At 40.8% G+C, this 20,315-nt stretch carries 15 protein-coding genes; 14 read left to right on the forward strand and 1 reads right to left on the reverse strand.

All coding sequences use genetic code 11. From position 1 onward, the window contains the following. Window positions 1–7: 7 nt before the first annotated feature. The 10 genes from aroA (at window position 8) to kdsB (ending at window position 11,535) form a co-directional block, all read left to right on the forward strand. Complete coding sequence (gene aroA / locus M0M83_RS06935) at window positions 8–1,285, forward strand: 3-phosphoshikimate 1-carboxyvinyltransferase (RefSeq protein ID WP_248468011.1); 1,278 nt, start codon at window positions 8–10, stop codon at window positions 1,283–1,285. A 186-nt stretch (window positions 1,286–1,471) separates the two neighbouring features. Next, window positions 1,472–2,155, forward strand: a complete 684-nt coding sequence (gene cmk, locus M0M83_RS06940; RefSeq protein ID WP_125892627.1) for a (d)CMP kinase — start codon at window positions 1,472–1,474, stop codon at window positions 2,153–2,155. A 173-nt stretch (window positions 2,156–2,328) separates the two neighbouring features. Beyond that, window positions 2,329–4,002 carry a 30S ribosomal protein S1 gene (gene rpsA, locus M0M83_RS06945; protein ID WP_004909559.1) on the forward strand — a complete coding sequence of 558 codons (1,674 nt, stop codon included), beginning with the start codon at window positions 2,329–2,331 and terminating at the stop codon, window positions 4,000–4,002. 56 nt (window positions 4,003–4,058) lie between these two features. Then, complete coding sequence (gene ihfB / locus M0M83_RS06950) at window positions 4,059–4,346, forward strand: integration host factor subunit beta (protein WP_004256221.1); 288 nt, start codon at window positions 4,059–4,061, stop codon at window positions 4,344–4,346. Window positions 4,347–4,765: 419 nt separating this feature from the next. Further along, window positions 4,766–7,069, forward strand: a complete 2,304-nt coding sequence (locus tag M0M83_RS06955) for a DNA internalization-related competence protein ComEC/Rec2 (RefSeq protein WP_248468013.1) — start codon at window positions 4,766–4,768, stop codon at window positions 7,067–7,069. 36 nt (window positions 7,070–7,105) lie between these two features. Further along, window positions 7,106–8,851, forward strand: coding sequence for a lipid A ABC transporter ATP-binding protein/permease MsbA (gene msbA / locus M0M83_RS06960; RefSeq protein ID WP_248468015.1), 1,746 nt, complete (start codon window positions 7,106–7,108; stop codon window positions 8,849–8,851). Then, entirely contained in the window at window positions 8,848–9,846 is a 999-nt protein-coding gene (gene lpxK / locus M0M83_RS06965; protein WP_125892633.1) for a tetraacyldisaccharide 4'-kinase, read from the forward strand. The genes msbA and lpxK overlap by 4 nt, the downstream gene beginning before the upstream one ends. Before the next feature lie 402 nt (window positions 9,847–10,248). Continuing rightward, window positions 10,249–10,464, forward strand: a complete 216-nt coding sequence (locus M0M83_RS06970) for a cold-shock protein (protein WP_125892635.1) — start codon at window positions 10,249–10,251, stop codon at window positions 10,462–10,464. Window positions 10,465–10,603: 139 nt separating this feature from the next. Next, a complete protein-coding gene (locus M0M83_RS06975) occupies window positions 10,604–10,783 on the forward strand; it encodes a Trm112 family protein (RefSeq protein ID WP_004256203.1) in 180 nt (59 codons plus the stop codon). A gap of 5 nt (window positions 10,784–10,788) precedes the next feature. Next, entirely contained in the window at window positions 10,789–11,535 is a 747-nt protein-coding gene (gene kdsB / locus M0M83_RS06980) for a 3-deoxy-manno-octulosonate cytidylyltransferase (RefSeq protein ID WP_213914613.1), read from the forward strand. Window positions 11,536–11,621: 86 nt separating this feature from the next. Here the strand turns inward: kdsB and elyC are convergent, their stop codons facing one another. After that, on the reverse strand, window positions 11,622–12,449 hold the full coding sequence (gene elyC, locus M0M83_RS06985) for an envelope biogenesis factor ElyC (RefSeq protein WP_248468017.1): 828 nt from the start codon (window positions 12,447–12,449) through the stop codon (window positions 11,622–11,624). Between the two features lie 357 nt (window positions 12,450–12,806). Between elyC and cmoM the strand changes: the two genes are divergently transcribed. The 4 genes from cmoM to mukB are packed head-to-tail and all read left to right on the forward strand — an operon-like array spanning window position 12,807 to window position 20,065. Further along, window positions 12,807–13,595, forward strand: a complete 789-nt coding sequence (gene cmoM, locus M0M83_RS06990) for a tRNA uridine 5-oxyacetic acid(34) methyltransferase CmoM (RefSeq protein ID WP_213914615.1) — start codon at window positions 12,807–12,809, stop codon at window positions 13,593–13,595. Beyond that, window positions 13,592–14,917 (forward strand): chromosome partition protein MukF, encoded by a 1,326-nt coding sequence (mukF, locus tag M0M83_RS06995; protein ID WP_125892643.1) that lies wholly within the window; start codon window positions 13,592–13,594, stop codon window positions 14,915–14,917. Before cmoM ends, mukF begins: the two co-directional genes overlap by 4 nt. After that, the gene (gene mukE / locus M0M83_RS07000; protein ID WP_102138489.1) at window positions 14,898–15,623 is read left to right on the forward strand and encodes a chromosome partition protein MukE; all 726 of its coding nucleotides are present in this window, start codon (window positions 14,898–14,900) and stop codon (window positions 15,621–15,623) included. Before mukF ends, mukE begins: the two co-directional genes overlap by 20 nt. Beyond that, entirely contained in the window at window positions 15,623–20,065 is a 4,443-nt protein-coding gene (gene mukB / locus M0M83_RS07005; protein WP_248468018.1) for a chromosome partition protein MukB, read from the forward strand. The genes mukE and mukB overlap by 1 nt, the downstream gene beginning before the upstream one ends. Window positions 20,066–20,315: the final 250 nt, after the last annotated feature.

Genomic DNA, 20,315 nt, shown 5'->3' on the forward strand with positions numbered 1-20,315 from the left:
GCTTTCTATGCAATCCCTGACATTACAACCTATCTCTTCAATTAACGGCACGATTAATTTGCCAGGGTCTAAAAGTGTTTCAAACCGCGCACTGTTATTAGCCGCGATGGCTAAAGGAACGACCACACTCACTAACTTATTAGACAGTGATGATATTCGCCATATGCTGAATGCATTAAGCCAGTTAGGTGTGAAATATCAACTATCTGAGGACAAAACACGTTGTCGTGTGGAAGGGATAGGCGGAAACTTATCTCATCCAAATGATCTAGAGATATTTTTAGGCAATGCCGGAACGGCAATGCGCCCACTGGCTGCTGCATTATCACTAAGTCACAATAATATTATTTTGACGGGTGAGCCTCGCATGAAAGAGCGCCCAATTGGGCATTTGGTCGATGCATTAAGGGAAGGTGGCGCAGAAATTGAATATTTAGAGCAGGAAAACTACCCGCCACTACGCTTAAAAGGTGGTTTCATCGGTGGTCAAATTTCAGTTGATGGGTCTGTTTCCAGCCAATTTTTAACTGCGTTATTAATGGCAGCGCCCCGTGCAGAACAAGACACAACAATTACAATTATTGGCGAGTTAGTTTCCAAACCTTATATTGATATCACGTTAGCATTAATGAAAACATTTGGTGTTAATGTCGAAAATCATCAATATGAACATTTCGTTATCAAAGGTCAGCAGCAATATCAGTCACCAGGTGAATATTTAGTTGAGGGTGATGCCTCATCCGCATCTTATTTCCTCGCAGCGGCTGCCATTAAGGGAGGCGTAGTGCGTGTAACAGGAATTGGGCGTAATAGTTTGCAAGGTGATACGAAATTTGCCAACGTTTTAGAAAAAATGGGAGCAACTATTCGTTGGGGTGACGACTTCGTTGAATGTGAACGCGGCACATTGACGGGCATTGACATGGATATGAATGCGATCCCTGATGCGGCAATGACCATTGGAACGGTTGCTCTGTTTGCTGAAGGCGAAACGGTTATTCGTAATATTTATAACTGGCGAGTCAAAGAAACCGACCGGTTATATGCGATGGCGACAGAGCTACGAAAAGTTGGCGCTGAAGTGGAAGAAGGATATGATTATATTCGTGTCGTTCCACCGGAAAAATTACAACATGCTGAAATTGAAACGTATAATGACCATCGTATCGCGATGTGCTTTTCGTTAGTTGCATTATCGGATACACCAGTAACAATTTTGGATCCCGGCTGTACTGCAAAGACTTTCCCAGATTACTTTGAACAATTGGCGCGATTGAGTCACTAATCTACTGGTTAGGTTGGTATTGTTTTTTTGATATCAACCTGATTTTTATTGTTCAAACATCAACTTTTCTTATTTTTTAGTAATCATCAGAACCTGCTTATTTCACAAATCTACTGAATTGGTATAATACTTTCACAGATTTTAATTGCGGGTAGCTAGGCTATTTGCAGAAAAGGAGATTTTTATATGGTGGCGATAGCCCCTGTAATCACCGTTGATGGACCAAGCGGAGCAGGTAAAGGTACACTTTGCCAAGCATTAGCAAACGAATTTGGATGGCAGCTTTTAGACTCTGGTGCAATTTATCGTGTATTAGCGTTAGCGGCGTTGCATCACCATGTTGATATCCAATCCGAAGATGCGTTAGTTCCTTTGGCTGCAAATTTAGATGTGAAATTTGTTCCTGAAAATAATGTCCTGAAAGTGATTCTGGAAGGGGAAGATGTTTCGAATCAAATTAGAACCGAAACAGTAGGGAATACAGCATCCCAAACAGCAACTTTTCCTCGCGTACGTGAAGCGTTACTTCGACGCCAACGTGCATTTAGAACCTTACCCGGGCTTATTGCTGATGGCCGTGATATGGGAACGGTAGTTTTCCCAGATGCCCCAGTCAAAATTTTTCTTGATGCCTCCGCAGAGGAACGTGCTCATCGGCGGATGAAGCAGTTGCAAGAAAAAGGTTTTGATGTTAATTTTGAACGTCTTTTAAGCGAAATTGAAGAGCGTGATTTTCGTGATCGTAATCGCTCTGTAGCGCCTCTCATTGCCGCGAAAGACGCATTAGTGCTGGATTCCACAAGTATGTCTATTGAGGAAGTTATTGAAAAAGCACACACCTATGCAAAAAAAATTCTACAATTATCGTGATAATAGGCTTTATTTTAGCTTATAATTAGATAAGATACGCAATTACCGCTATGTGATTATATTATTAGCATAGCATCAACCTTGCGACATGGAATGTTGTGGGGTATGTGAAACAACCCCATTTGGCGGGAAGCTAAGTGGACGTTAAATAAAAACTCTTGAAGATCATTAATATGACTGAATCTTTTGCTCAACTCTTTGAAGAATCCCTGCAGAATATTGAAACTCGTCCTGGTTCTATCGTCCGTGGTACTGTTGTTGCCATCGATAAAGACGTAGTCCTTGTTGACGCAGGTCTTAAATCAGAATCTGCTATCCCAGTAGAACAGTTCAAAAATGCTCAGGGTGAGCTAGAAATCCAAGTTGGCGACGAAATCGATGTAGCTCTGGATGCAGTAGAAGATGGTTTCGGTGAAACTATCCTGTCTCGTGAGAAAGCTAAACGTCATGAAGCATGGCTGATGCTGGAAAAAGCTTACGAAGAAGCTGAAACTGTAACTGGTGTTATCAACGGTAAAGTTAAAGGTGGTTTCACTGTTGAACTGAACGGTATTCGTGCGTTCTTACCAGGTTCACTGGTTGATGTACGTCCAGTTCGTGATACTACTCACTTGGAAGGCAAAGAGCTTGAGTTCAAAGTAATCAAGCTGGATCAGAAACGCAACAACGTTGTTGTTTCTCGTCGTGCTGTAATTGAATCTGAAAGCAGCGCTGAGCGCGATCAACTGCTGGAAAATCTGCAAGAAGGCATGGAAGTTAAAGGTATCGTTAAGAACCTTACTGACTACGGTGCATTCGTTGATCTGGGCGGTGTTGACGGCCTGCTGCATATCACTGACATGGCTTGGAAACGTGTTAAACACCCAAGCGAAATCGTCAACGTTGGTGATGAAATCAATGTTAAAGTTCTGAAATTCGACCGTGAGCGCACTCGTGTTTCTCTGGGTCTGAAACAACTGGGCGAAGATCCTTGGGTCGCAATCGCTAAACGTTACCCAGAAGGTACTAAACTGACTGGTCGCGTTACTAACCTGACTGACTACGGCTGCTTCGTAGAAATCGAAGAAGGCGTTGAAGGTCTGGTTCACGTTTCAGAAATGGATTGGACTAACAAAAACATCCACCCATCTAAAGTTGTTAACGTTGGTGATGTTGTTGAAGTTATGGTTCTGGATATCGATGAAGAACGTCGTCGTATCTCACTGGGCCTGAAACAGTGCAAATCTAACCCATGGCAGCAATTTGCAGAAACTCACAACAAAGGCGACCGCGTTGAAGGTAAAATCAAGTCTATCACTGACTTCGGTATCTTCATCGGTCTGGACGGCGGCATCGATGGCCTGGTTCACCTGTCTGACATCTCCTGGAACGTTGCAGGCGAAGAAGCAGTTCGTGAATACAAAAAAGGTGATGAAATCGCAGCTGTTGTTCTGCAAGTCGACGCAGAGCGTGAGCGTATTTCTTTAGGTGTTAAACAGTTAGCTGAAGATCCATTCAATAACTACTTAGCAGCAACTAAGAAAGGCGCAATCGTAACTGGTAAAGTAATCGCAGTTGATGCTAAAGGTGCAACTGTTGAGCTGACACTGGGCGTTGAAGGTTACCTGCGTGCATCAGAAGCTTCACGTGACCGTGTTGAAGATGCAACACTGGTTCTGAACGTTGGTGATGATGTTGAAGCTAAATACACTGGTGTTGATCGTAAGAACCGTGTAATTAACCTGTCTGTTCGCGCTAAAGACGAAGCTGATGAGAAAGACGCTGTTGCAGCTGTGAACAAACAAGAAGATACAGCATTCGGCAACAATGCTATGGCTGAAGCTTTCAAAGCAGCTAAAGGCGAATAATTAAGTGGGGGCAACAGTAGCGTTGCCCCTTTGTAACGGTAGTTTAGGGAGGTACTATGACCAAGTCTGAATTAATTGAAAGACTGGCTAGCCAGCAGTCTCATCTTTCAGCAAAAACCGTTGAGGAAGCTGTAAAGGAAATTCTTGAGCATATGGCGGATACGTTAGCTAACGGTGAGCGTATTGAAGTCCGTGGTTTCGGCAGTTTTTCTCTTCACTACCGTGCTCCACGCGTTGGCCGTAACCCAAAAACTGGTGATAAAGTGGAACTAGAAGGTAAATATGTTCCTCATTTTAAACCAGGTAAAGAATTACGTGATCGTGTAAATATTTACGGCCAATAATCAGGCTGTAAATCTTAATTATTACATCAAAACAGTGCTTGTATTTTATACGGCACTGTTTTTTATATCTAGCCAACACCAACACCAACACCAACACCAACACCAACACCAACACCAACACTTTTAATGCCTATAAAACAATAAAATAAATCCAAAATCAGCTTTAGAGATATAGACATGTTTTGCGAAGCGCTTCGCAAACTAATATGTATCTTCTTGTTAGCAAAAAACAGATTGGGAAGCGTTACGTAAAATAAAAAAATGAGACTTAAAAAATGCATAGGAATAAATAAACTAAAGTAAATAAACGCTATGTAGGGATACAAAAGTTGATAAAAAACATCATCTACATAATAAGATGGCTAAATAACTCACTCAAAAAATATAATTTAATCTTTAATAGGGAATTACCTGTTTCGATGACAATGGTTTCTATTGCTTTGATTTTAGGTATATTACCACTTTTATTTATACCTAAAATTTTAATACTGAGTGAATTATTATTTGTTTTTTTGTTTGTATCGGTATTAATAATATTCTTTATATTTGGTAAATCAGGAAAATTTTTAGCACTAATTATTATGTTTTTTCTATGGGCTAATTGGCATGGAGTTAATATAATTAATCATATTAATTATCTATCTGAAAAAAATAACGATATTGATGTGGTTATTGTTGGTATTCCTTTGAATAACAAAGAGCAAAAAATCAAAGTACGTATTGATAAAATTAACAATCGCATTGTTTTTCCTCCGCTATATGCTACATGGAAAACGAAGGAAACGGTTTGTGCTGGGCAGTCTTGGCGGGTCAATGGCAAAATAAAGCCACTTCACAGTTCACTAAATGAAGGCGGATTTAACCTACAACGTTATTATTTAGCTAATAGGATCATAGGAGTTTTGAAAAGCCAAAAAGAAAAGCCATTAGAAAAGGCGTGTTCTGTAAGGCAAAAAATCATTTATAACTATATGGAACTAATTGATTCATTATCTAATAAAGGAATTATTTATGGGTTAATGTTTGGCGATAGAAGTTTATTGCCCGCAGATCAAACCTATTTACTGCAGAAAACAAATTTGACACATTTAATGGCTATCTCGGGCTTACATATTGGCTTAGCTTACTTGTTTGGCTTTCTTATTACTCGAGGAGTTCAATATTTTTTACCAATAAAATATATTAATGAAATACTCCCAGTAGTAATAGGTATAGGGCTAGCTATTTTTTATGCGTGGATCTCGGGGTTTGCTATCCCTGCAACACGGGCACTGTTTGCCTTACTATTATGGGTATATATTAGAAATAAGCCTGCAAGGTACTTTGCTTGGCAATGGGCACTTTGGAGCATAGCGGGAATATTACTGTTAGATCCATTAGCTATTTTGTCGGATAGTTTTTGGCTATCTAGCTTCGCTGTACTCGCTATTCTGTATTGGTTATCGATATTTCCATTAACCTACCATTTAGCTAAAGGGGGGAAAGGTAAAATTATAGGGTTAGTACATTTACAAATAGGCTTACTCATCTTACTAATTCCAATGCAACTTATTATATTTAATGGTATTAACATAATGGGGTTAGTGGCTAACGTTTGGTTTGTTCCGTTAATTTCTTGGTGTGTTGTTCCTGTTATTTTGGTCGTGTTTTTAGTGCCAATAGAGGTGGTTCAGCAGTCTCTTTTATATGTAGTAGACAGGGTGATAGATATAGGGCTAAAGCCATTACCTTACTTCAGTGCTTTTTGGTCAGAGTTTATTAATGTACCTTATTATTTATTTTTAATATGTTGGCTAAGTGTCATTGTCATTTTATTTAAATGGTACAAACGTTATTTTGGGCTGATTGGCTGTGTGATTATCTCAATTTTCCTTGAAAGAGGAAGTAGTAAACAGCACAAAGAAGGCTGGAAAATGACGGTATTGGATATCGGGCATGGTTTAGCCGTTGTGATAGAGCAAAATAACTTGGCATTACTCTATGATACTGGAAATGCGTGGAAAGGGGGGAGTAATGCACAGCGTCAAATTGTTCCTTTTCTTAAATACCATGATATAACCCCCATCGGGGTAATTTTAAGCCATGATCATTTAGATCATACCGGGGGAGTGAATTATTTAATTCAACAATACCCATGGTTAAGTGTAAGAAGTAGTTTTGGACCCCAGAACACTTTGGTATACAAGAAAAAAAATAATAATATAAAAAAAATGAAACATCTTCCCTGTTTTAAAGGCCAAAAATGGCAGTGGGGAATATTAACTTTTGAAGTATTATGGCCTGAGAAGTTAGCACCAATATCGCATAATGATGATTCTTGTGTCATTCAATTGACAGATGGGTTTCATAAAATTTTATTAACAGGAGATATCGAAAAACAAGGGGAAAAATCACTTGTCGCAATGTACAAGAACCGGTTACGTTCGAGTCTTCTTTTCGCCCCTCATCATGGAAGTAGCACTTCATCAACTGATTTATTGTTAAGAAATGTTCAACCTTCCATGGTGGTAGTCTCATCTGCAAGGTATAGTGCATGGAAAATTCCGTCGCAAAAAGTCTATTTTAGATATAAAAATAGTAATATTAAATGGTTAAATACAGCAGAAGATGGTCAGTTAACTTTATGGTTTAAAAAGGAAAAAATTAAAATCTCACGTTATCGCTATGAAATTCAGCCTCGCTGGTATCATCTGTGGTTTGGCTTACCGCTATTTCCCGAGTAGAATAGTGCGCTTACATTAAGTCTGGTAATTAAAAGTATGAATGATAAAGACCTTTCGACAAAACAAACTTTTCGTCGCTTGTGGCCGATAATTGCGCCTTTTAAAGCGGGTTTAATCGTTGCAGCAATAGCACTTATCATAAACGCAGCAGGTGATGCATTTATGATTTCTTTATTAAAACCTTTATTGGATGAAGGCTTTGATAAAGCAGATAATGACGTTTTAAAATGGCTTCCGCTTGCGGTGTTAGGGTTAATGGTTGTTCGTGGTGGGTCTACCTTTGTTTCAACCTATTGTGTTTCGTGGGTAGCAGGTAAAGTCGTGATGAACATGCGACGTAAGCTGTTTGGTCATATGATGGGAATGCCCGTTAGTTTTTTTGATCAGCAATCAACAGGAACACTATTATCTAGAATTACCTACGACTCAGAACAAGTTGCATCTTCTTCTTCTGGGGCATTAATTACAATTATTCGTGAAAGTGCTTATATCATCGGGTTATTTGCGATGATGTTTTATTATAGCTGGCAACTTTCTCTTATTCTAATCGTGATAGCCCCTATTGTATCAATCACTATTCGCATCGTCTCTAAGCGTTTCCGTAAGATTAGTAAAAATATGCAAACGGGTATGGGGCATGTGACGGCAAGTGCCGAACAGATGTTAAAGGGTCATAAAGAAGTATTAATTTTTGGTGGGCAGAAAGTTGAAACTGAACGTTTTAATAAAGTCAGTAACAACATGCGCCGCCAAAATATGAAAATGGTAACCGCTTCAGCAATCTCTGACCCTATTGTTCAGTTAATTGCATCATTTGCATTAGCATTTGTTCTTTATGCTGCGAGTTTTCCCGAAATTCGCGATGAATTAACATCAGGAACCATTGCCGTTGTTTTCTCATCAATGTTCGCATTGATGCGTCCATTAAAATCATTAACTAACGTTAACTCACAATTCCAACGTGGTATGGCGGCTTGCCAAACGTTATTTGCAATCTTAGATTCGGAACAAGAAAAAGATAACGGAACTAAAGTACTAAAAGAGGTTAAAGGGGACATTAAATTTGAACATGTCACTTTTACCTATGCAACCAAAGAACATCCTGCGTTAGACGATGTTTCGTTTACTTTGCCTGCTGGAAAATCAGTTGCTCTCGTTGGGCGATCAGGTTCAGGTAAGTCTACTATTGCAAATTTGATTACACGTTTTTATGACATTGATGAAGGCTCTATTCAAATTGATGGTCATGATATCCGTGAATACACATTATCCTCATTACGTAGCCAAGTCGCGTTAGTTTCTCAACATGTTTATCTATTTAACGATACGATAGCGAATAATATTGCTTATGCAACAGATGGTAGCTATAGCCGCGAACAAATAGAGAAAGCAGCAGAAATGGCCTATGCAATGGATTTCATTGCTAAACTTGAAAAAGGCTTGGATACGGTTATTGGCGAAAATGGCGTTATGCTTTCTGGCGGACAACGTCAAAGAATAGCAATTGCTCGCGCACTTCTACGCGACGCGCCAATTCTTATTCTTGATGAGGCAACATCTGCACTAGATACAGAGTCAGAACGTGCTATTCAAGCTGCTCTTGATGAGTTACAGAAAAATAGAACATCCTTAGTCATTGCTCACCGGTTATCGACAATAGAAAATGCGGATGAAATATTAGTTGTACAAGATGGACGGATCATTGAGCGTGGCAACCATGCATCTCTATTAGCTCAAGATGGCGCATATTCACAGTTACACAGCATTCAGTTTAAACAATGATAGAACGTATTTGGTCTGGTAAATCATGGCTGTATCTTTTATTACTGCCGTTGTCTTTCCTTTATGGATTGGTAACGGTAATTAGAGATATGGCTTATAAAATCGGGCTGAAACGTTCATGGAAAGCGCCAATTCCAGTGGTAGTGGTGGGAAACCTGACAGCGGGGGGAAATGGTAAAACCCCTGTTGTTATCTGGTTAGTGGAGTCACTCACCAAAGAAGGCTACCGCGTGGGGGTTGTTTCTCGAGGGTATGGCGGTAAAGCTGAAAAATATCCGCTGATACTTGATGAAGCGACCACAACCGAAGTTGCAGGGGATGAACCTGTATTAATTTTTCATCGTACAAAATCCCCTGTAGCAGTCGCGCCCAAGCGAAGTGATGCCGTTAAAGCCTTACTCGAAAAATTTCCGTTAGATGTGATTATTACTGATGATGGGTTGCAACACTATGCGCTGCAACGTGACTACGAAATTGTCGTTATTGATGGCCAACGCCGTTTTGGTAATGGTTGGTGGCTACCAGCAGGGCCAATGCGTGAAAGGGCTGGGCGTTTAAAGCGTGTTAATGCTGTCATTGTTAATGGTGGTGAGCCACAAGAAAATGAAGCTTTAATGGCTCTTGAAGGCGATGTTGCTTGTAACCTTGTTAGTGGTGAAAAACAAGCGGTTACACAATTGCCTGCAGTTATCGCAATGGCAGGTATTGGTCATCCTCCTCGTTTTTTTGCCTCATTAGAAAATAAAGGGGTCGAGGTCATTAGTACCCATGCTTTTGCTGATCATCAGTCATATGAATTAAAACAGCTTTCACGGTTAGTTAAAAATGAACAAAACTTATTAATGACCGAAAAAGATGCTGTAAAATGCCGTGCTTTCGCACAACCAAATTGGTGGTTTCTTCCAGTCCAAGCACATTTACAAGCTCCAGACGCTGAAAAAATCTTAAGCGGAATAAAAAAACTTATCACAAATAACAAAAAAACTTGTCTATAACGTTCTTCTGTGATAATAATATCGCCAATGTGATATAGATCCACTTATTATGTATCTAGATGCAATACATTGATAATTGGATTTTATACTAGCTTAAATTTCACGCTCCGTTCTTTAGTTAGTCTTCATATCCTCGCATAATCTATACTGTAAAGTCGCTGTCACCGTGTTTTGTCATCATAATGTCAAAATAGACTGTTAACTTCACAGTAGATTTGCGGTGTCTGAAATTTACATATATGAGCGTTATAAAATATGCACAATGATTTGTGCGCATGAATTGGTAAAGTTTAATTACTCTTTGATGTATTAATAGATCGGCAGTTTATAAATGGGAAGCAAGAAAGAGTAATGATACAAAGATAAAAAAAATATTGTTCTCAGAACAAAAGGAGTTTTAATATGAATTTTCAATTACATATGGGTCGAGTTAAATGGTTTGACGCAAAAGAAGGTTACGGTTTTATTTCCCCATTCAATGGTGGTGATGATGTATTTGTGACAACAAAGTCAATTGCTAATAAAAAAATCAAATCATTATTCGAAGGTCAAAGCGTTGAGTTCTCTGTTACTCGTAATTCGGATGGCATAACGGCAGCTGACGTTATCGCTTATTAGATAATAAACAGAACAATTTCTCCTGCCTTTATCCTCTCATCTCTCGCAGGAGATCTTATTCAGGAAGATTAAAGTTAACGGTGATATCTGCATGTGATATCCTGACTCCAAGTGAGTTAAAATCCATTCGGGAGAAAACATGGATCACCGTTTACTTGAAATCGTTGCCTGTCCTGTATGCCACGGCAAATTAAGTTATAACAAAGAAAACCTCGAACTTATTTGTAAGTTTGATCACTTAGCCTATCCCATTCGTGATGGCATCCCTGTATTGCTAGAAAATGAAGCGCGCCCTGTTTCATTAGATGAAGGCCAGTAATCATCATGTTTACGGTTATTATTCCTGCTCGTTATGCATCAACACGTTTACCAGGGAAACCTTTGGCTGATATACATGGTAAGCCAATGGTTGTTCGGGTGATGGAACAAGCTATTAAGTCGGGGGCTAGCCGGGTGATAGTTGCGACAGATCACTCTGATGTTGCTAAAGCGGTGATTGAAGCGGGCGGTGAAGCCTGTATGACAGACCCAAATCATCAGTCTGGAACAGAAAGATTAGCTGAGGTTATTGATACTTATGCTTTTTCTGACAATGAAATCATCGTGAATGTGCAAGGTGATGAACCTTTAATTCCACCTGAGATTATTAGTCAAGTGGCTCATAACCTTCAGGGGAGCAAAGCTGAGATGGGGACACTGGCTGTACCTATTAATGATGCTCATGAAGCGTTTAATCCAAATGCAGTCAAGGTTGTTACTGACCACGAAGGTTATGCACTGTATTTTTCTCGAGCAACTATTCCTTGGGATAGGGACAACTTTGCCAAAAGCCATGATGTAATAGGCGATACCTTTTTACGCCATATCGGGATATACGCTTATCGCGCAGGGTTTATTCGTCGCTACATTAAGTGGGAAGCAAGTCCATTAGAAAAAATCGAAATGCTAGAGCAACTTAGGGTGCTTTGGTACGGAGAAAAAATTCATGTGGATGTCGCGAAAACTACGCCAGGCGCTGGTGTTGATACCCCTGAAGACCTTGAACTTGTTAGAAAGCAATTTATCCAGTAGTCAGTATTTTCTTAATGGTCAAAATGGCCAATATGCGATTTAGCTAAATAAAGGTGTAATCTCAATAGGTTACACCTTTTTTGTTGTTATTCAGCAGCAATAGCTTCAGGTGTAGCAAGTTGATCGTCTAATGCCTGTATATTATTGGGTTTTAAATGCCACCAAATGGTACCAAGAAATTCATACCAAGCACGCTCACTATGACCAAAATAATATGAGGAAGGAATGTATTTCTCCCATGGATTAATTTCACTCGTGATAACTAACTGGTTTGCGGGTGCAGGGAAAGGATTCATTCCTCGTTGAGTAAACATGGGCATCGCACGAGGCAGGTGATTAGCTGAAGTGACTAATAAAAAAGGTGATTTTCCAATAATTTTTTCAACTTCATAAGCTTCTTCTTGTGTATCTTTGGGTTCAGTGAGGGGAATTATATCTTGTGCAGGAACACCTAAGGATTGCGCAACTTGTGCGGCAACTTCGGCACTGCTGATGGTACTACTCGCTTTACCGCCGGTGAAAATAAGTTTACTACCAGGGTGTTTAAGATAAAGGCGAACACCTTCAGTCACTCTAGGTAAGCTATTATTCAATAGGTTAGAGCTTGGGCTCCAATCTGGGTTGTATGTAAAGCCGCCCCCTAGCACAACAATGTAACGTACATCTTGAGGGGGTGTTTCAGTAATCAGTTCATAGCGTTTATTAAATTGCTTTTCTGCAGGGGCAAGCAAAGTATCTGAAACAGGTTGTAACCCCAACAGAGTTATTAAAACTAAACTTAGAGTAGTCAAAGTCTTCCCACAACGCTGCCAGCGTGTGAACCAGAGTAAAAGCAGCCCGATAAACCCGACAATGAGCAATAATGGTAATGGCATCAATAGAGAGCCAATATATTTTTTTAAGATAAATAACATAACTAAGCCTATTCTTATGGGGGTATCGAGCCACCATTGCGGTGGTATCTGCAGAAAAAATACGTAATAAAACGGCTAAACTAGAGGAAAAATAACAACATGGTGTTTAATAGCGTCAAAATGAAATTTGCTGGGCACAATAAAGTACTATGCAAAAATATAGCTATTATCTGTTATAATTCCTGTTTTAACAGTCGCCTCGCATTGTATGTGATAAGTGCAATGTAATGTGAGAATATTTCTGGTTAGCGTTGATTTTCTCCATAATCAAGATGTAATCAACCATTTTACGTTTTTTCGCGACAAATTGGCTCATAAACCGCTTTAAATAATAGATGATAGGTAACCGGATAGCACATGGCAGACCGCAACTTTGATGATATTGTCGATAAATTTGCAAAAAATATCTACGGAACGACAAAAGGAAAAATACGAGAAGCGGTAGTCTGGCAAGATTTGACTCAATTATTGCACAGCCAATTTGAGGGGAAAACCCTAAAAATACTTGATGCAGGTGGTGGTGAAGGGCATTTTTCACGCAAACTCGCCGAAATGGGGCATCAGGTGATACTTTGCGATTTATCTGAAGAGATGTTGGAACGAGGCAGGGAACTTGCCAAGGAACAAGGTATTAGCGATAACATGCGTTTTGTACATTGTGCGGTGCAAGATGTTGCACAATACATTGATGAACCTGTTGACCTTGTTCTGTTTCATGCGGTACTTGAATGGATTAGCGATCAAAAATATGCAATTGAACAACTGGTAGATATAATTAGACCAGAAGGCGTATTTTCTGTCATGTTCTATAATGCAAATGGTTTGGTGATGCGTAACGCAATTTTGGGAAATTTTCATCTTGCAACGCCACATATCCAACGTCGTCGCAAACGCTCGTTATCACCGCAAAAACCACTTTTTCCTCATCAAGTTGATGCTTGGTTGAGTGAGTGTAATATGCAGATTATCGGTAAAAGTGGTGTTAGGGTATTTCATGACTATTTACAAAGTCGGCAGTTACAGCAAAAAGATTTTCCAGCATTGTTGGCATTAGAGCAGCAGTATTGCCGTGAAGAACCCTATATTAGTATGGGGCGTTATATTCATGTCATGGCACGCAAACAAATACAAAAGGACGATTTATGAGTGATTTTTCCCAGACCGTCCCTGAACTTGTGTCTTGGGCACGAAAAAATGATTTTTCGATTTCACTTCCCGCTGAACGTTTGGCATTTTTGCTTGCGGTGGCGGTATTAAATAGTGAAAGAGTCAATGGTGAAATGAGTGAAGTGGAGCTGGTTGATGCCTTTCGTGAGGTTTGCAAAGGGTTTGAACAGACCACAGAATCTTTGGCGGTAAGAGCCAATAATGCCATCAATGATATGGTTCGCCAGAAGATATTTAACCGTTTTGCCAGTGACATTGTTGAAGGTAATGCCATTTACCGCTTAACCCCTCTGGGGATCGGTATCAGCGATTATTATATTCGTCAGCGAGAGTTCTCAACATTAAGACTTTCTATGCAGCTTTCTATTGTTGCAGGAGAGCTGCAACGTGCCGCTGAAGCCGCAGAGGAAGGGGGCGATGAATTTTATTGGCATCGTTATGTATTTGCCCCACTAAAATATTCAGTTGCTGAAATTTTTGACAGTATTGATTTATCGCAACGCATTATGGATGAACAACAAAATTCAGTAAAAGAAGATATTGCGGCATTATTAAATCAAGATTGGCAGGCGGCTATTGCTAACTGTGAGCAATTACTGTCAGAAACATCAGGTACATTGCGTGAATTGCAAGACACATTAGAAGCCGCAGGGGACAAACTGCAAGCGAATTTATTACGTATTCAAGAAGCCAATATGAATGCGCCAGTGTTCTCTGACATAGTAGATAGGCTGGTTTTTGACCTGCAAAATAAACTAGACCGTATTGTTAGTTGGGGTCAACAATCTATCGATTTATGGATTGGCTATGATCGTCATGTTCATAAGTTTATCCGTACAGCTATCGATATGGATAAAAATAGAATATTTTCTCAGCGGTTACGTCAATCTGTTCAGCACTACCTTGATAGCCCTTGGGCACTCACTTACGCCAATGCGGATCGGTTATTCGATATGCGTGATGAAGAGCTCGCGTTGCATGATGAAGAAGTGATGGGTGAATTACCACCAGAGCTTGAATTTGAAGAGTTTAGTGAATTAAATGATAAGCTTGCTGAGCTAATGGAAGTTGAGTTAGCCATTTATAAAGCAGAGCAACGGCCGCTCGATGTTGGCCGTGTGTTGCATGACTATTTACTGCAATATCCACAAAAACGTCATTTTGATGTAGCTCGAATTATTATCGACCAAGCTGTTAAACTAGGTATCGCAGAGGCTGATTTGGCGGGGTTACCGGCAGAATGGCAAGCTATTAATGATCACGGAGCCAAGGTACAGGCACATGTCATCGACAAATATTGAACAATTTATGCCAGTTAAGCTGGCTCAAGCATTAGCTAACCCGATTTTTCCAGAGCTAGACAGCCAATTGCGTTCAGGTCGCCATATTAGTGTTGATGACCTTGATAACCATGCATTTTTAATGGATTTTCAGGAAGCATTAGAACAATTTTATGCACGATATAACGTAGAATTAATTCGTGCCCCTGAGGGGTTCTTCTATTTACGTCCGCGCTCAACAACCTTAATACCTCGCTCTGTGTTATCTGAATTAGATATGATGGTTGGGAAAATTCTTTGTTATCTCTATCTCAGCCCCGAACGCTTGAGTAACCAAGGTATTTTTACCTCACAAGAGTTATTTGAAGAGTTATTATCATTAGCGGATGAAAGCAAATTACTTAAATTTGTTAATCAACGTTCGACAGGTTCTGATTTAGATAAACAAAAACTGCAGGAAAAACTCAGAACATCACTCAACCGTTTACGTCGCTTGGGAATGGTGCACTTTCTGCAAAATGATCCGAGTAAATTTATTATTAGCGAATCTGTCTTCCGTTTTGGTGCCGATGTGCGCAGTGGCGATAACCCACAAGATGCCCAGTTACGGATGATCCGTGATGGTGAAGCTATCTCTCTTGAAGGGGAATTATCGCTGAAAGACAGTGAAGAAGAGGGTGGCGAAGAGAATCAAGAACCGGCAGAAAGTGATGAGGATGAAGAATAATGATTGAACGCGGAAAATTTCGCTCACTGACGCTGGTGAATTGGAACGGTTTTTTTGCCCGAACTTTTGACCTTGATGAATTAGTGACCACATTATCGGGTGGTAATGGTGCGGGTAAATCAACAACCATGGCGGCATTTATTACCGCGATGATCCCAGATTTAACCTTGCTTCACTTCCGTAACACAACGGAAGCGGGCGCAACCTCTGGCTCTCGTGATAAAGGCTTACATGGTAAGTTACGTCCAGGCGTCTGTTACGCAATTTTGGATGTGTTAAATTCGAAGCATCAGCGTGTCATGGTGGGTGTGCGTTTACAACAAGTCGCCGGGCGCGATAAAAAAGTGGATATTAAGCCGTTTATGGTCCAAGGCATTCCATTGGCGACGGTGCCAACGGAAATATTGACGGAGGTTATTGATGGTCGCCAAGCCAAAGTCATTCCACTCAACGAGTTAAAAGAACGTCTTGAAGAACAGGAAGGCGTTTTGTTTAAGCAGTTTAACTCAATAACTGACTACCATTCGACTCTGTTTGAATTAGGGGTTTTACCTAAACGTTTACGTTCCGCGAGTGACCGAAGCAAATATTATCGCCTGATTGAAGCGTCACTATATGGTGGTATTTCTAGTGCCATTACTCGCTCATTACGTGATTATTTGTTACCTGAAAACAGTGGGGTACGTAAAGCATTCCAAGATATGGAAGCGGCTTTGCGTGAAAACCGTTTAACATTAGAAGCCATTCGTGTAACGCAATCAGACCGTGACTTATTCAAGCATTTGATTAGCCAAGCGACTGATTACGTTTCTGCGGATTATATGCGCCATTCCAATGAAAGACGTATTCACCTTGATGCAGCACTGGCTGCACGCAATGAGCTATTAGCCAGCCGTAAACAACTGCGTGTTGAACAGGTTCGAAGCGTCGAAATGGCGCGTGAGTTGAATGAGCAGAATGGGGCTTCTACAGAATTAGAAGCAGACTACCAAGCGGCCAGTGACCATTTAAATTTAGTGCAAGCCGCGCTGCGTCAGCAAGAGAAAATTGACCGCTATCAAGCGGATATCGAAGAACTGACCTATCGTCTTGAAGAACAAAGTGAAGTCGTTGCTGAAGCAACTGAAACTCAAGAAGAATATGAAGCACGAGCTGAAGCTGCGGAAATTGAAGTTGACGAATTAAAAAATCAACTCGCCGATTACCAACAGGCTCTGGATGTACAACAAACACGCGCTATTCAGTACCAGCAAGCCTTGCACGCCTTAACGCGTGCTCGTGAATTGTGCCAGCTTCCTGAATTATCCATTGATAACGCGGATGAATGGTTAGATACCTTCGAGGCACGCGAACAGCAAGCAACCCAAGCGTTATTAGCGCTTGAGCAAAAAATGAGTGTGGCAGATGCCGCACATAGCCAATTTGAGCAAGCCTATCAATTAGTTAGAAGTATGGTAGGGGAAGTTAGCCGCAGTGATGCATACCAGCAAGCGCGTACATTACTGCGTGATTGGTCATCACAACAACATTTAGCAGATCGCGTGCAGCCGTTGCGTATGCAGTTATCTGAATTGCAACAACGTCTGAATAGCCAGCAAAATGCTGAACGCTTATTGGCAGAGTTTTGTAAGCGTCATGGCCAAAGTTATGAGCCCGATGAGCTTGATGCATTAATGGCTGAGCTGGAAGCACAGCAAGAAGAACTGAGTATTGGTGTGAATGAGAGTGGCGAAAAACGGATGCAAATGCGCCAAGAATTGGAGCAGATCCGCCAGCGTATTAGCCAACTTTCATCTAAAGCCCCTGCATGGATTATGGCTCAAGAAGCGCTAACGCAGCTTAATGAGCAATCCCATGAAACGTTTGAGTCAAGTACTGCTGTGACTGAGTTTATGCAGCAACTCCTCGAACAAGAACGGGAAATAACGGTTGAACGAGATGAAGTAGCTGCGCAACGGAAAGATCTCGAAAAACAAATTGAGCGACTAAGCCAGCCAAGTGGTGCGGAAGATAGCCGCATGTTAGCGTTGGCAGAACGTTTTAATGGTGTGTTGTTATCTGAAATTTATGATGATATTACCATCGAAGACGCGGCTTATTTCTCCGCGCTATATGGTCCTGCACGTCACGGAATTGTGGTGCAAGACCTTGATGTAGTTCGTAATCAATTGGATTCGTTACAAGATTGCCCAGATGATGTGTATTTTATCGAGGGAGATCCATCTTCTTTCGACGATAGCGTTTTTGATGCGCAAGAGTTTGAAAATGCGGTATTAGTCCGTTCGTCTGAGCGTCAATGGCGTTACTCTCGTTATCCTGAATTGCCTTTATTTGGTCGTGCCGCACGTGAAAGCCATTTAGAGTCGTTAACGGCTGAACGTGATGAGCTGGCAGAGCGCTATGCGAATCTGTCATTTGACGTACAGAAAATTCAGCGTTCACACCAAGCATTCAGCCGGTTTATAGGCCAACACATTTCGGTGGCTTTTGAGGATGATCCAGAAGCTGAAATTCGTACACTCAACCAAAAACGTTCGGAGATTGAACGTGCTTTAGCTCAATTTGAAGAGCAAACTCAGCAACAACGTCAACAATTTGCCCAAGGTAAAGAAAGCCTTGCGGCTCTTAATCGTTTATTGCCTCAAATGGGGTTATTACTCGATGAAACATTGGCGGACAGAGTTGAAGAGATAAACGAAGAGCTAACGGAAGCAGAAGAAGCGGCACATTTCCTGAATAAACATGGCGATGCGTTAGATAAATTAGAGCCGATTGTGACGGTGTTACTCAGTGATCCTGAACAACACGAGCAATTACGCAAAGATTATGAGTCAGCAAAACATAGCCAGCAAAATGCGAAACAGCAAGCTTTTGCATTAGTAGAGGTTGTTCAGCGCCGTGCTCACTTTAGTTACAGTGATTCAACCGGAATGGTGAATGAAAACGCGGACCTAAATGAAAAACTACGTCAGCGTTTAGAGCAGGCAGAAACCGAACGTACACGTGCTCGCGAGCAATTACGCCAGCACCAAGCACAAAGTGCGCAGTTCCATCAGGTTCTTGCCTCGTTACGCAGTTCTTTCGATACCAAACAAGAGATGTTGAAAGAGCTCGAAGTCGAGATGCAAGAGATCGGCGTAAAAGCCGATCCTGATGCTCAAGAGCGCGCTCGTATTCGACGCGATGAGTTGCACCAGCGTGTCATGGAAAATCGTAGCCGTATTAACCAGTTAGAAAAACAGCTGACATTATGTGAAGCCGAAATGGATAACTTACAGAAGCGCCTTCGTAAGTTAGAAAAAGACTACTATATGCTGCGTGAGCAGGTCGTGACGGCAAAAGCAGGTTGGTGTGCGGTAATGCGCTTGGTGAAAGACAATGGTGTCGAGCGTCGTTTGCATCGCCGTGAACTGGCTTATACTGACGGTGATAGCTTACGTTCCATGTCGGATAAAGCCTTAGGTGCGCTGCGTTTAGCGGTTGCGGATAACGAACATTTACGTGATGTATTGCGTTTATCCGAAGATCCAAAACACCCAGAACGGAAGATAAAATTCTTTATCGCCGTATATCAACATTTACGTGAACGTATTCGCCAAGATATTATTCGTACCGATGACCCGATTGATGCAATCGAGCAAATGGAAATTGAACTGGCGCGCTTAACAGAAGAACTAACCGCGCGTGAGCAAAAATTGGCAATCAGTTCAAAAAGTGTGGCGAATATTATTCGCAAAACCATTCAGCGCGAACAAAATCGAATTCGTATGCTAAACCAAGGGCTGCAAGCGGTGGCGTTTGGTCAGGTTAAAGGGGTTCGCCTCAATGTGAATATTCGAGAAAGTCATGCATTGTTACTGAGTGTGCTCTCTGAAGAGAGCGAAATGCATCAAGACTTATTCACCAGCCAACGGTTAACATTCTCTGAAGCAATGGCGAAATTATACCAACGCCTCAACCCTCAAGTGGATGTTGGGCAGCGGTTGCCACAAACCATCGGTGAAGAATTACTCGATTACCGCAACTACTTAGAATTAGAAGTTGAGGTTAATAGAGGTTCAGATGGCTGGTTAAAAGCAGAAAGTGGTGCGTTATCCACCGGTGAGGCTATTGGTACAGGTATGTCCATCTTAGTGATGGTAGTACAAAGCTGGGAAGAAGAGTCTCGCCGTCTGCGTGCTAAAGATATTATTCCTTGCCGGTTATTATTCTTAGATGAAGCTGCGCGATTAGATGCTAAATCAATTGCAACCTTATTTGAACTGTGTGACAGGTTAGAAATGCAGCTAATTATTGCAGCGCCAGAGAATATTAGTCCTGAGAAGGGCACAACTTATAAACTAGTTCGTAAAGTGGTTGGTAATCATGAACATGTGCATGTAGTTGGCTTAAAAGGCTTCGGGCAAGAACCCCCGACTGTACAAGCCCCAACATTGCAGTAATAGTTTTGTGAGTGAAATGAAGGCCGGTATTTAGAAATAAATATCGGTTTTTTTATATGGTAATTAAGTGGCAAAGAAAGCGTTAGGTAAACTTTTAATTAAAATAAAATTCATCTATGTTTAAACCACGAATACACTGTTGAATTCCCTATGATGAAAATAATTCTTTTTCTCATTAATTGTTAACTTAGCAGTACATAATCTGAAAAAAGGAAAATTAGCCTATTCCTATAACATTACTGCTAAAATT

The sequence above is a fragment of the Providencia rettgeri genome (assembly GCF_023205015.1).
In the GTDB taxonomy this organism is placed as follows: domain Bacteria; phylum Pseudomonadota; class Gammaproteobacteria; order Enterobacterales; family Enterobacteriaceae; genus Providencia; species Providencia rettgeri_E.